Below are 12,776 nucleotides of genomic sequence, written 5' to 3'. Positions count from 1 at the left end.
TCCTCCCCTATGCAGGGCACCAGCATAAAAGAGTCTCCGTCCTGCTGCATTGTGCATATGCCCGAAGGCGGGGCGAGATATGTGGAGTTGTGGAAGTGGTCACAGAACGAAAAAAAAGCCCCTGCCCTCGGCGAGGGAAGGGGCTGTGGCGCTTGCGCTGACGATTACTGCAACAGCAGGTAGATAGAGGCGTCGCCGCGCTGAATGTTCAGCGCCAGCACGGACGGTTTGGCGTCGAAGATTTTCCGCAGATCGGCGATGTTTTTCACCGGCTGCTGATTCGCCCCGACAATGATATCGCCTTTCTTGAGGCCAATCTGCGCCGCCGGGGTGCCGGCTTTCACATTGTTGACCACCACGCCCTTATCCTGACCCTTGTTACTCATTTCCGCCCCTTCAATCCCGTTGAAGATGGTGCTGGAATCCACCTGGGTCTGGTTGCTCTGCTGCAGTTCGACGGTAACGGTGACCGGTTTGCCGTCGCGGAGCAGGCCAAGCTCAACTTTGCTGCCGATAGGCATGGTGCCGACCTGAGCACGTAGCGCGGCGAAGCTGCTGATCGCCTTGCCATTGAGGGTGGTGATCACGTCGCCGGCTTTAATGCCCGCTTTGGCGGCTGCCGAACCTGGCATCACCTGGCTGACAAAGGCGCCGCGCTGGGCGTCGACTTTCATCGCTTTCGCCAGTTCAGAGTTCAGTTCGGTACCCATGATGCCCAGCTCACCGCGTTTCACCTGGCCATATTTCACCATCTGCTCGGTCAGGTTTTTCACCATGTTGCTCGGGATAGCAAAACCGATACCGATGTTGCCGCCGTCCGGCGCCAGGATGGCGGTGTTAATGCCGATCAGCTCACCGTTGAGGTTCACCAGCGCGCCGCCGGAGTTCCCGCGGTTAATCGCCGCATCGGTCTGGATAAAGTTTTCGTAGTTTTCCACGTTCAGGCCGCTACGGCCCAGCGCGGAGACAATCCCGGAGGTCACGGTTTCGCCCAGACCAAACGGGTTACCGATAGCCACGGTGTAGTCGCCGACGCGCAGCGCATCAGAATCAGCCAGCTTAATCGCCGTCAGGTTTTTCGGATCCTGAATCTGAATCAGCGCGATATCGGAGCGCGGATCTTTGCCCACGACTTTGGCATCAAACTTACGGCCATCGCTCAGTTGAACCTTAATCGTGGTGGCGTTGTCCACAACGTGGTTGTTGGTCACCACATACCCTTTGGCCGCATCAATGATGACGCCGGAGCCCAGCGCCATAAATTTCTGCTGCTGGCCGCCGTCAGGCTGACCGCCCTGTCCACCGCCCTGGCAAAACGGTGAACTCTGGAAAGGCGAACCATCCTGGCAGAACGGCGAGTTATCGCCAAAGAACTGCTGGAAGTTACGCGGCATCCGTGGGGTATTAACAGTGGTGCTACCTTCAACGTTAATGCTCACCACCGATGGCATCACCTTCTCCAGCATCGGGGCCAGGCTTGGCATCTGCTGTGCATTAGTGGCCGAAGATGCCGTTTCTGCCGCGCTCGCAGAGAGCGGGGACAACGCCAGACCTAAACTCAGAGCCAGTGCACTCATTGCTAACGTGGTTTTTTTCATCAGTTTCAATCTCAATATCAGATAACGAAAGTTGCTGTGTACGTGACTATCAGAGTCATTTTATAGCGCTAAGTTCCGGAATTAAGTTTCTGGAAAAAGTAAAAATTTATTGTTCATCTTTACAAAACTCCAGCCTATTCCACCGCCATCAGTCGCCGATATTCATCCCACGCATACAAATCCGTCATTCCGCTGATATAATCCTGGATCAGACGGCAGCGATAATAGTATTCCATCAGCGCAAATTCAGGCGCCGTGCGCACCAGCTTATTTACTGCTTCAACATAGGCCAGCCGGTGACGGGTTGAAAGTTTCTGATACAGCCGGGAGGCAATGGGTAACCGCCGTACCCGCTCCTGCGCCACTAATTCGCTGAAATCCTCCAGAGATAATTTCAGCAGCGGCTGATAGATATCCAGCAGGCCGCTAATCACCCGGTAGCCCTGCAATTCCAGCTGCTCGACATCCGGATGGCTAAAGACCTGTTTCATCGCTACATTTTTATAGAGTTCCAACAGCTGACTGCAATCGCTATCGTCCTCGAGCAGCGCATGATTAAAGTCACCAGTGAAGATGGCCGGCAGGTTATCAATAAATCGGCGCGCCGCGTAGGGCACCAGCTTATTCAGCGTGTTTACCCGCAAATACATAAAAAACTGATCTTCCGCGCTCTGTCGCAGGTAATTAGCTCGCGATTTTTCCCAGGCATTTTCCACTACCTGAGAGAATAACGATCCTTTTTCATGGTTGCCCCAGGCGTCGTAAAGATGCTGATAAAGCTGCTCGGCGCTGAAAATACGTTTTTCAACCGCGTCCTCGAGATCCGCGACGCAATATGAGATGTCATCCGCGGCCTCCATAATCCAGATTAATGGGAATCGATTGTAAGGTGCCAGATCCAGTTCTTTACGCAGGCGCGCGACATACTCTTCTTCGGCTAAATAATAGCCAGGCTTCTTCATTAAATAACTGTGACTGGCTGGCGTCGCCTCGAACCACCACGCCGGTCGGGTATATTTCAGGATACAGCCCACCTGCGCCCAGGTCAGATTCATCCGCATCAGCGTGTGGACCAGACGAATCCCCTGCGCGTTGCCCTCAAAGCTGCAGAGATCCTGGCGCACTTTACGCCGCAGCGCATTCAGCGCCGTTTCCCCTTCGTGCAGGCGTAACGCCTGCACCTCGCAGCGATCGTCGGTCAACGGCTGGCCGAGCGCATCGCCGGGGGCCAGGCGCTGGCGAAACCAGTCGTTAATCGCCGCCTCGCCAAAGTGGCCAAACGGCGGGTTGCCAATGTCGTGCATCAGGCAGGCCATTTCAACCACGCTCTCGAATGGCCCGGTCAGCTCTTCCAGGCCATACTCTTCCAGTAGCTTCTGCTCTTTCAGCCTGCTCAGCACTTCTTTGGCGATATAGCGCCCCACCTGCTGCACCTCCAGCGAGTGGGTCAGGCGAGTACGGACCGCCGCGTTGCGCTCCAGCGGGAAGACCTGGGTTTTTTGCTGTAGGCGGCGGATGGCCGGCGAGTTGACGATCCGCCCGCGATCGCTTTCGAAGATCCGCAGGATGTCGCGCTCCGTCTCCACCCGCGGCGGCGAACGGAAGCGTCGACGCCAGTTTATCTTGTTGCGAAAATCAATCTTTGCCATAGCCTCTCCCGCGCGAGCAATACGCTTCCCCTTAAGCGCATGATAGACTATGCAACTAAACCTGACACATCGCGAGTAAATCTATGAAAATTGGCATTATTGGCGCTATGGAAGAGGAAGTTACCCTCCTGCGCGACAAAATCGAAAACCGCCAGACTATCACTATTGGCGGGAGCGAAATCTATACCGGCCAACTTCACGGCGTTGACGTCGCTCTGCTGAAGTCTGGTATCGGGAAAGTGGCGGCGGCGACGGGCGCGACCCTGCTGCTGGAGCGCTGCCAGCCTGACGTGATCATTAATACCGGTTCTGCCGGCGGCCTCGCGCCGACGCTGAAGGTCGGCGATATCGTCGTCTCCGATGAAGCGCGCTACCACGATGCCGACGTCACCGCCTTCGGTTATGAGTATGGCCAGCTGCCTGGCTGCCCGGCGGGCTTTAAAGCGGACGATAAGCTGGTGGCCGCCGCCGAAGACTGCATTAAAGCGTTAGATCTCAATGCCGTTCGCGGCCTGATCGTCAGCGGCGATGCCTTCATTAACGGCTCCGTCGCGCTGGCGAAGATCCGCCATAATTTCCCGCAGGCAATCGCCGTGGAAATGGAAGCGACCGCCATCGCTCACGTCTGCCATAACTTCAAGGTTCCCTTCGTGGTGGTTCGCGCCATCTCCGACGTGGCCGATCAGCAGTCCCACCTCAGTTTTGAGGAGTTCCTTGCGGTCGCCGCCAGACAGTCCACCCTGATGGTGGAGAATCTGGTACAGAACCTGGCACGTGGCTAAGTCGCTATCCTTCGCGCTTGCCGCGCTGCTGTTACTCGCCCCGGCGTGGCTACTGGCCGCGCCGCGGGTGGTCACCCTCTCCCCCGCCAATACCGAACTGGCCTTTGCCGCCGGGATCACGCCGGTCGGCGTCAGCAGCTATTCCGATTATCCTCCGCAGGCCAAAACCATAGAACAGGTTGCCAGCTGGCAGGGGATGAACCTGGAGCGCATCGTGGCGCTAAAGCCAGACGTGGTGCTGGCCTGGCGCGGGGGCAATGCCGAACGCCAGGTTAACCAGCTGCAGTCGCTGGGTATTCATGTCCTCTGGGTGCAGACCTCGACGATAGAAGAGATCATCGCCACCTTGCGTCAGCTGGCGCAGTGGAGCCCGCAGCCGGAAAAAGCGCAGCAGGCGGCGCAGGCGATGCAGCAGGAATACGATACGCTGAAAGCGCGCTATGCCAATGCGCCGAAGAAACGCGTCTTCCTGCAGTTCGGATCCGCGCCGCTATTCACCAGTGGTCCCGGTTCGATTCAGGATCAGGTGCTGGGGCTGTGCGGCGGCGAGAATATCTTTGCCACCAGCCGTGTTCCCTGGCCGCAGGTGAGCCGCGAACAGGTGCTGGCCCGCCAGCCGCAGGCGATCGTGGTGACCGGCGACGCCAGCCGCATTGCCGAAGCGCAGCGCTTTTGGCAACATCAGCTCACCATTTCGTTGATTGCGTTACACAGCGACTGGTTTGAACGCGCAAGCCCACGTATTATCCTCGCCGCCAAACAACTTTGTGCGGCGCTTGACCAGGTAAAATAATCATCCGGCACACCGGATGTTCAGTGGGAATCAACGATGCTTGTCTATTGGCTGGATATTATTGGCACGGCTGTCTTCGCGATCTCCGGCGTTCTGCTGGCGGGAAAATTACGCATGGACCCATTCGGCGTGCTGGTGTTAGGCGTGGTGACGGCGGTGGGCGGCGGAACCATCCGCGACATGGCGCTGGCGAATGGCCCGGTATTCTGGGTCAAAGATCCCACCGATCTGGTGGTGGCGATGGTCACCAGCATGCTGACCATCCTGCTGGTCCGCCAGCCGCGTCGGCTGCCGAAATGGATACTGCCCGTTCTTGATGCCGTCGGTCTGGCGGTGTTTGTCGGCATCGGCGTCAATAAAGCCTTTCTCGCCGGCAGTGGTCCGCTGGTGGCGGTCTGCATGGGGGTGGTCACCGGCGTCGGCGGCGGGATTATCCGTGACGTGCTGGCGCGCGAAATTCCCATGATTCTGCGCACCGAGATCTACGCCACCGCCTGTATTGTCGGCGGCATTGTCCACGCTACAGCGCACGACACCTTTCATCTCCCGCTGGAGAATTCGGCGATGATGGGCATGGTGGTGACGCTGGTGATCCGTCTGGCGGCGATCCGCTGGCACCTGAAGCTGCCGACGTTTGCCCTGGACGATAACGGACGCTAGTAAAAGCAAAACGGTAACCTGAAGGTTACCGTTTTTCGCGTTGGCTCCCTCTCACTGGAGGAGAAGGCGCCCGATCGCACTCGCTTTAAACGCTGAATGAGGAACCGCAGCCGCAGGTGCTTTTCGCGTTCGGGTTGGTCACGATGAAACGCGAACCTTCCAGACCCTCGGTATAGTCGACGGCGCCGCCGACCAGATACTGCAGGCTCATTGGGTCAACCACCAGGCCGACGCCCTGTTTCTCGATGGTCATATCGCCTTCGTTCACCTGATCGTCAAAGGTGAAGCCATACTGGAAACCGCTGCAACCGCCGCCGGTGATATACACGCGCAGTTTCAGGTTCGGATTATCTTCATCCGCAATCAGGTGTTTTACTTTGTTGGCTGCGGCTTCGGTAAACTCCAGCGGCAACGCTACGTCATCACTCATTTTTTGCTCCCATTGATACTTCCGGCCGGTTAAAGAATAACCGGACCTTTTGAGCCATTATCTAATACCCTGGTAAATCGTTCAAGTATTCTCCCGCGGTGCCTGCTGCGCTTTTGCCGCCTGCTCGGCCTCCTGCTTCGCCAGAGTACGTTGCAGAATGGTCGAATACAAAGGCTTACCGCCGAGGAATTGCGCCAGTAGTGTTGCGCCAAGGCAGGTAATAATCATTGGCAAAATGAGCTGATAGTTATCCGTCATCTCCAGCACCAGCACAATCCCGGTGAGCGGCGCGCGCACCGAGGCGGCCAGCAGCGCCCCCATCCCGGCGATGGCGAAGGTGCCGGCATCGAGATGGTAGGCCGGAAACAGCGGAATAGCCGCCATGCCGAACGCCGTGCCCAGCAAGGTGCCCAGCGCCAGCATCGGCGCGAAGATCCCCCCCGGCGCGCCGGAAGAGAAGCAGATCAGCGTGGTCACCACGCGGGCAATAAAGATAAACAGCAGCAAACCGACGGAGAAATTACCGGCGGCGGCGATGGGGATCAGGTTAAAGCCACCGCCCACCGCGGAGGGCTGCATCAGCCCCAGCAGGCCGCAGATCCCGCCGATGACCCCGCCCATCAATACCCATTTTTTGATATTGCCACCGTGGATGCGCTGGAAGATATCCTGGGTGCGTAGCACCAGGAAGTTAAACAGCGGACCAAAGCAACCAAAGAGCATGCCCAGCACCAGATACAGCCACAGGGTATTCACCGGGGCGTTGCTCAGCTTGCCTACCTCAATGATCGCCGCTTCGCCATTGAAAATACGAAACACAATGCTCGACATGATCACGCCGGTAAATACCGCTTTAATGGAGATCAGGTTGTAGCGAAACTGCGGGCGCATCTCTTCGATGATAAACAGAATACCGGCCAGCGGCGCATTAAAGGCCGCCGAGAGCCCCGACGCCGCACCGGTCGCCAGCAGCGTGTGCCGCGCCTCCGGACTGCGCATGCGGAAGATATCCAGCACCATGCGTCCAATGTTGCCGCCAAGCTGCACCATCGGCCCTTCGCGTCCCAGCACCATTCCGGCGCCCAGGGTCCCCATGCCGCCGATGAATTTCACCGGCAGCACGCGCCACCAGCGCACCGGCCGCAGCTCCTCCAGCGCCCCTTCGATTTCCGGGATCCCGGAGCCGCCCGCCTCCGGCGCAAAGCGGCGCACGAGAAAATAACCGACCATTGCCAGCAGCGCCGACAAGATAAACGCCAGCGGCCAGACCAGATACCAATGATCGGCCACCTGCGCCAGCGCGCCGATCCGCTGGTTCTGCACCCAGTTCACGCTCTTTTCAAACGCCACGCCCACCAGACCGGCCAGCGTGCCAACCACCGCCGCCATCAACAGGACCGCCAGCGGCGTTTTATCGCGCTGAATCAAACGGCGCACCGCATCGCCGCGACGTACCCGCACGAACTGATGTGCTTCAAAAGAGGGAGTTTCTGCTTTCATGCCATTATCAATTATTGGTAACACAAATGAAGAGAGAGGCATTTTAGCCGTCCCGGCGCGCTGCGTCGTCAAAAAAATGCCCTTGCGGCACATTGTTTCAATTGGGCAAAACTTTCATAACCATCCTGGAATAACTTAGAATAGCCGATAAAACATTTTTCACGAACCAGGACCCTGGCCATGAGCAAATCTGAAAATCTATACCATGCTGCGCGCGAACTGATCCCCGGCGGCGTTAACTCGCCGGTGCGCGCCTTCACCGGCGTCGGCGGCACGCCGCTGTTTATCGAACGCGCGGATGGCGCCTATCTTTATGACGTGGACGGGAAGGCCTATATCGATTATGTCGGCTCCTGGGGTCCGATGGTGCTGGGCCACAACCACCCGGCTATCCGCAATGCGGTGATCGAAGCGGCGTCCCGCGGCCTGAGCTTTGGCGCGCCGACCGAAATGGAAGTGAAAATGGCGGAGCTGGTGACCGAGCTGGTCCCGACCATGGATATGGTGCGGATGGTGAACTCCGGCACCGAAGCGACCATGAGCGCCATTCGCCTGGCCCGCGGCTTCACCGGCCGCGATAAGATCATTAAGTTCGAAGGCTGCTATCACGGCCATGCCGACTGTCTGCTGGTGAAAGCCGGTTCCGGCGCGCTGACCCTCGGCCAGCCAAACTCGCCGGGCGTGCCAGCCGATTTCGCGAAACATACCCTGACCTGCACCTATAACGACCTCGCCTCGGTACGCGCGGCGTTCGAGCAATATCCACAGGATATCGCCTGCATCATCGTCGAGCCGGTCGCCGGGAATATGAACTGCATTCCGCCGCAGCCGGAGTTCCTGCCGGGCCTGCGCGCGTTGTGCGACGAATTTGGCGCCCTGCTGATCATCGACGAAGTGATGACCGGCTTCCGCGTGGCGCTGGCGGGCGCCCAGGCTTATTACGGCGTGGAGCCGGATCTGACCTGTCTCGGGAAAATCATCGGCGGCGGGATGCCGGTGGGCGCCTTCGGCGGCCGCCGCGAAGTGATGGACGCGCTGGCGCCGACCGGCCCGGTGTACCAGGCTGGTACGCTCTCCGGTAACCCGATCGCCATGGCCGCTGGCTTCGCCTGCTTAAGCGAAGTGGCGCAGCCGGGCGTGCATGAAACCCTGACCGAGCTGACCAACCAGCTGGCGGATGGCCTGCTGAACGCGGCGCGCGAAACCGGGATCCCGCTGGTGGTCAATAACGTCGGCGGCATGTTCGGCATCTTCTTTACCGATGCCGAAACCGTCACCTGCTATCAGGACGTGGTGAAGTGCGATGTCGAACGCTTCAAGCGCTTCTTCCACCTGATGCTGGAGGAAGGCGTGTACCTGGCGCCGTCGGCATTTGAAGCCGGCTTTATGTCCATCGCTCACAGCGAAGAGGACATTAACAACACCATCGACGCCGCCCGTCGGGTGTTTGCCAAACTGTAAGGTACTTGAAGGCATGGTGGCGCAGGGATTTTCCCGGAGGCGGCGCATTGCACCTTGTCCGGGCTACCAAATCGCACAGCGCTGTAGCCCCGGTAAGCACTAGCGCCACCGGGGATTTTCCCGGAGGCGGCGCGCTGCGCCTTGTCCTGGCTACCAAATTGCACAGCGCTGTAGCCCCGGTAAGCGCTAGCGCCACCGGGGATATTGAGGCCATCGGGATCGTTAGCGGCTCTGCTTTCTCAGCAAATAGATAAAGTACGGCGCGCCGATAAAGGTCGACAACAGCCCCGCCGGGATCTGGTAGGGGAACATGATCATTCGCCCGCACCAGTCGGCAAAGACCAGCAGCATCCCGCCCGTCAACCCGGAAATCACCATATGCGGCATCGTCCGGCGGAATCCCAGCATCCTCGCAATATGCGGCGCCATCAGGCCAACGAAACTTAACGGCCCAATGGTGAGCGTCGCCGTCGCCGTCAGGCTCGCCGCCAGCAGCAGCAACCCGATACGCGATGGCGTCAGCGCCATCCCCACCGCCCGCGCCGCCTCGCCGCCCAGCGGCAAAATGGTCAGCCAGCGGCGGCAGAGCGGCGCCAGCGCCAGCAGCGCCAGCATCACCACGCCACTACGCAGCGCCATCTCCGGCGTCGCGCTATAGGTCGAACCGGACATCCACGTCAGGATCTGCGCCATGCGCGGATCGCCGCTGGCCTGCAGCATCATCAACAGCATGGTGAAGGCGGTACTCAGCGCCATCCCCGCCAGCAGCATCCGGTGCGGCGAGAAACCGCCGCGCCCGGCGGCGATCAGAATAACCAGCAGCGTTGCCGCCGCGCCAAGGCTACCGGCAGGCAGCAGCCAGACAAAGGCGTTGCCCGGCACGAAGAACAGCATCAATACCACACCGAACGCCGCGCCAGAGCTGATGCCCAGTACTTCCGGGCTGGCCATCGGGTTGCCGGTCAGGCGTTGAATGATGCAGCCCGCGACCGCCAGCATCACCCCGGCGAACAGCGCCGAGAGCACACGTGGCCAGCGCCAGGGCATCAGTTGCGCCAGCAGATCGCCGCTGGCCCACTGCCAGCCATGGGCATCGCGACCAAAGGTCAGCGCGGCGGTTATCGCCAACAGCAGCAGCGCTAAGCCGCCCAGCGCGAACCACGGCACGTGGCGGCGCTCGATCAACGCTTTATCGCCGCCATTCATCACCGGGGCGCTGATGCTGCGCAGCCGCGGCAGCAGCCACAGCAATAAAGGCGCGCCAATCAGCGCGGTGACTGACCCGGTCGAGACTTCCCGCCAGACCCGGCTGAGCCAGAGAATAATTTGATCGGAAAGCCACAGGATCAACGCGCCAATTAGCGCCGCCAGCAGCAATCGCGGCAGCAGGCGGCGGGCGCCGAGCATTTTCGCCAGCAGCGGCGCGAACAGACCGATAAAGCCGATAATGCCGACCGCGTTAACCAGCAGCGCGCTGATGACAATCGCCAGCGTCAGCACGCCAAGCCGCGCCAGAGACAGCGCCAGCCCAAGGTTGCGCGCCACGCCATCATCGAGTCCCATCAGGGTTAACGGGCGTAGCAATAACAGCGTCAACATCGCGCCGCCGAGCAGCTGCGGCCACAGGCGTTGCACCACGCTCCAGTCGGTCTGCGTCAGGGTGCCGGTACTCCACAGGAACATGCTTTGCAGCTGATCGTGATGGAAAATCACCATCAGCTGATTGACCGCGCCGCAATAGAGACTCACTACCAGGCCGGCCAGGATCAGCGTCACCGGCGACAGACGTTTGCCCCACGAGACGCCAAACACCAGCGCCCCCACCAGACAAGCCCCAGCCAGCGCCGCAAACTGCGAGGCCAGCACGCCAGGGATGGCCCATAGCGTCGTCACCGTCATTCCCAGCTGTGCGCCGGTGGCGACGCCGAGCGTGGTTGGCTCCGCCAGCGGGTTACGCAGCACCTGCTGGAACAGCACGCCGACCAGCCCCAGCCCGGCGCCGACCAGCAGCGATATCGCCAGCCTCGGCAGCAGGCTGTAATGGAACAGCATCTGGGCGATATTATCGATATCCGGCTGCCACAGCGCCTGACGCCATTGCGCGTAAGGTAAAGCGACATTGAGGTTGACGATGCTCAGCGCGAAAGCGGCAACCAGCAGCCCGGTCAGCAGGAGAATGGCTAACGGCGAGAGACGCGCGTTCATACCGCCGCCCTCCCCTGCGCATCGGCCAGCACGCGGGCGAAATGCATCGCCGACAGCGTCGCGCCATAGAACCACACCGCCGGAACCCGCTGGAAACGCCCCGCGCGCACGAACGGCATCGCCTGCCACAGCGGGGTCGCCAACAGCTGGGCCATCTCCCGATCGTTGCCATGATCGAAACAGATCACATCGGCCTCGTTAAATGCCGCCAGCCGGTCAATACCGACGGTGACGCTGCCCCAGAATGCCGCTTCGCCGCGCCAGGCGTTTTGAATGCCAAAGCGGTCAAGCACCTCCTGGAACAGGCAGTTCTCACCAAATACCAGCACGTGGCGGGCATCGAGCAGCGAAATCATCAGCAGTGGGCGATCGCCACGCCGGGCAAATCGCGGACGCAGGTTCTCCATCAGCGCGTCGAACTCCGCCAGATGGCGCTTCGCCTGCTGTTGTTTACCCAGCAGGTCGGCCATTTCCAGTAGCGAACGCTGGGCCATCGCCAGCGGCCGTTTGCCGTCGCTGAAGGTGAAACCACGGCCAGGCGCGATACGCGCCAGCTTTTCTGGCGACGGGCCATAGCCTGCCGACCAGACGATAAACGACGGTTTCATCTGCGTCAGCAGCTCAAGATTGGGTTCGGTGCGCAGGCCGACATCGATTACCGACGCGGGCAGCGCGGGTTCGTTCACCCACAGGCGATAGTTGGGAATGTCGGCCACGCCGTAGGGCGTGACGCCAAGCGCCAGCAGCAGTTCGGCCGGCAGCCACTCCAGCGCGACGACGCGCTGCGGATCAATGTTCGCCGCCTGCGCGCCGCGCATCTGCCACAGCAGCGGCGAGAGCGCCATCGCGGTCAGCAGGCGGCGTCGGGTTATCAGAGTTGGGTTCATCATCAATAGACAAAACTTACCGGCGCCGCGCCCGCCGGGTGCGGCAGGATCCCCATCGGGATGCCGTAGATTTGTTCCAGCGTGTCGCTGCGCATCAGTTCTGCTGGCGTCCCCTGGGCGATCATTTCCCCACCGCGCAGCGCGACCAGATAATCGCAGTAGCGGGCAGCCATATTGATATCATGCAGGACTGCGATCACCGTCAGGCCACGCTGCTGGCTGAGACGATGCACCAGCGCGAGCACATCGACCTGATGGGCGATATCCAGCGCCGAGGTCGGTTCATCAAGCAGCAGACAGCGGCTATCCTGCGCCACCAGCATGGCGATCCACGCCCGCTGACGCTCGCCGCCGGAGAGACTGTCCACCAGCCGCTGCGCCAAAGGCTTCAGCCCCACCAGCGCGATCGCCTCTTCCACCTTTTCCCGATCCGCCGCGCCGAAGCGCCCCAGCGCGCCATGCCACGGGTAGCGACCTATCGCCACCAGCTCGCGAACTGTCATCCCTTCCGCCGCCGGCAGCTGCTGCGGCAGATAGGCCACTTTGCGGGCAAACGCCTTGCTGCTCCAGCTCTCCAGCGGCTGGCCGTCCAGCAGCACCTCGCCCGCGGAAGGCGGCTGATGGCGGCCGAGCATTTTCAGTAATGTGGATTTGCCGGAACCGTTATGGCCTATCAGACCAGTCACTTTTCCTGCCGGGAAGGTTAACGAAAGGGGGTGAAGCAGCGTGCGACCTGGTACGCGAAAGGTCACGCCATTTAACGCAAAGGTGGTCTCAGAGTGAGGAGTCTGTTCCTGCATAGCAACAACCT

The 12,776-nt window shown here is 60.3% G+C and carries 11 protein-coding genes; 4 read left to right on the top strand and 7 right to left on the bottom strand.

All coding sequences use genetic code 11. From position 1 onward, the window contains the following. Positions 1-164: 164 nt before the first annotated feature. Together degP and dgt are read right to left on the bottom strand one after the other, a co-directional pair. Positions 165-1,598, bottom strand: coding sequence for a serine endoprotease DegP (gene degP, locus N438_RS17475; protein ID WP_008807359.1), 1,434 nt, complete (start codon positions 1,596-1,598; stop codon positions 165-167). Between the two features lie 134 nt (positions 1,599-1,732). Next, positions 1,733-3,247, bottom strand: a complete 1,515-nt coding sequence (dgt, locus tag N438_RS17470) for a dGTPase (RefSeq protein ID WP_116696390.1) — start codon at positions 3,245-3,247, stop codon at positions 1,733-1,735. A gap of 83 nt (positions 3,248-3,330) precedes the next feature. Between dgt and mtnN the strand changes: the two genes are divergently transcribed. Genes mtnN through N438_RS17455 form a run of 3 tightly spaced genes read left to right on the top strand, consistent with a single transcriptional unit; the run spans position 3,331 to position 5,482 of the window. Continuing rightward, positions 3,331-4,029, top strand: a complete 699-nt coding sequence (gene mtnN / locus N438_RS17465) for a 5'-methylthioadenosine/S-adenosylhomocysteine nucleosidase (protein ID WP_008807361.1) — start codon at positions 3,331-3,333, stop codon at positions 4,027-4,029. Continuing rightward, positions 4,022-4,822, top strand: a complete 801-nt coding sequence (gene btuF, locus N438_RS17460; protein WP_012542811.1) for a vitamin B12 ABC transporter substrate-binding protein BtuF — start codon at positions 4,022-4,024, stop codon at positions 4,820-4,822. Before mtnN ends, btuF begins: the two co-directional genes overlap by 8 nt. Before the next feature lie 36 nt (positions 4,823-4,858). Then, positions 4,859-5,482, top strand: coding sequence for a TRIC cation channel family protein (locus N438_RS17455; protein ID WP_002889277.1), 624 nt, complete (start codon positions 4,859-4,861; stop codon positions 5,480-5,482). Positions 5,483-5,567: 85 nt separating this feature from the next. Here the strand turns inward: N438_RS17455 and erpA are convergent, their stop codons facing one another. Both erpA and clcA read right to left on the bottom strand, forming a co-directional pair. After that, positions 5,568-5,912, bottom strand: a complete 345-nt coding sequence (erpA, locus tag N438_RS17450; protein WP_008807363.1) for an iron-sulfur cluster insertion protein ErpA — start codon at positions 5,910-5,912, stop codon at positions 5,568-5,570. A gap of 81 nt (positions 5,913-5,993) precedes the next feature. Next, positions 5,994-7,412, bottom strand: a complete 1,419-nt coding sequence (clcA, locus tag N438_RS17445) for a H(+)/Cl(-) exchange transporter ClcA (protein WP_008807364.1) — start codon at positions 7,410-7,412, stop codon at positions 5,994-5,996. 180 nt (positions 7,413-7,592) lie between these two features. Here clcA and hemL point away from each other — a divergent pair, with 180 nt between their 5' ends. Then, on the top strand, positions 7,593-8,873 hold the full coding sequence (gene hemL, locus N438_RS17440) for a glutamate-1-semialdehyde 2,1-aminomutase (protein ID WP_012542813.1): 1,281 nt from the start codon (positions 7,593-7,595) through the stop codon (positions 8,871-8,873). Between the two features lie 222 nt (positions 8,874-9,095). Here the strand turns inward: hemL and fhuB are convergent, their stop codons facing one another. From fhuB to fhuC, 3 genes are read right to left on the bottom strand one after another with little or no spacing between them, the layout of a single operon-like run. Continuing rightward, positions 9,096-11,078, bottom strand: coding sequence for a Fe(3+)-hydroxamate ABC transporter permease FhuB (gene fhuB, locus N438_RS17435; protein WP_012542814.1), 1,983 nt, complete (start codon positions 11,076-11,078; stop codon positions 9,096-9,098). Next, positions 11,075-11,968, bottom strand: a complete 894-nt coding sequence (fhuD, locus tag N438_RS17430; RefSeq protein WP_012968911.1) for a Fe(3+)-hydroxamate ABC transporter substrate-binding protein FhuD — start codon at positions 11,966-11,968, stop codon at positions 11,075-11,077. Before fhuD ends, fhuB begins: the two co-directional genes overlap by 4 nt. Continuing rightward, complete coding sequence (gene fhuC / locus N438_RS17425) at positions 11,968-12,765, bottom strand: Fe3+-hydroxamate ABC transporter ATP-binding protein FhuC (protein WP_012542815.1); 798 nt, start codon at positions 12,763-12,765, stop codon at positions 11,968-11,970. Before fhuC ends, fhuD begins: the two co-directional genes overlap by 1 nt. Between the last annotated feature and the right edge of the window lie 11 nt (positions 12,766-12,776).

It is taken from the genome of Klebsiella sp. GL120222-02, from assembly GCF_003097195.1.
Lineage (GTDB): Bacteria > Pseudomonadota > Gammaproteobacteria > Enterobacterales > Enterobacteriaceae > Klebsiella > Klebsiella variicola.
This window is presented reverse-complemented; position numbering and strand designations above follow the sequence as displayed.

Bases quoted from the DNA above. Each gene is read 5' to 3' on its own strand.
- degP (WP_008807359.1), bottom strand. From the start codon at position 1,598: ATGAAAAAAACCACGTTAGCAATGAGTGCACTGGCTCTGAGTTTAGGT.
- dgt (WP_116696390.1), bottom strand. From the start codon at position 3,247: ATGGCAAAGATTGATTTTCGCAACAAGATAAACTGGCGTCGACGCTTC.
- mtnN (WP_008807361.1), top strand. From the start codon at position 3,331: ATGAAAATTGGCATTATTGGCGCTATGGAAGAGGAAGTTACCCTCCTG.
- N438_RS17455 (WP_002889277.1), top strand. From the start codon at position 4,859: ATGCTTGTCTATTGGCTGGATATTATTGGCACGGCTGTCTTCGCGATC.
- erpA (WP_008807363.1), bottom strand. From the start codon at position 5,912: ATGAGTGATGACGTAGCGTTGCCGCTGGAGTTTACCGAAGCCGCAGCC.
- clcA (WP_008807364.1), bottom strand. From the start codon at position 7,412: ATGAAAGCAGAAACTCCCTCTTTTGAAGCACATCAGTTCGTGCGGGTA.
- hemL (WP_012542813.1), top strand. From the start codon at position 7,593: ATGAGCAAATCTGAAAATCTATACCATGCTGCGCGCGAACTGATCCCC.
- fhuB (WP_012542814.1), bottom strand. From the start codon at position 11,078: ATGAACGCGCGTCTCTCGCCGTTAGCCATTCTCCTGCTGACCGGGCTG.
- fhuD (WP_012968911.1), bottom strand. From the start codon at position 11,968: ATGATGAACCCAACTCTGATAACCCGACGCCGCCTGCTGACCGCGATG.
- fhuC (WP_012542815.1), bottom strand. From the start codon at position 12,765: ATGCAGGAACAGACTCCTCACTCTGAGACCACCTTTGCGTTAAATGGC.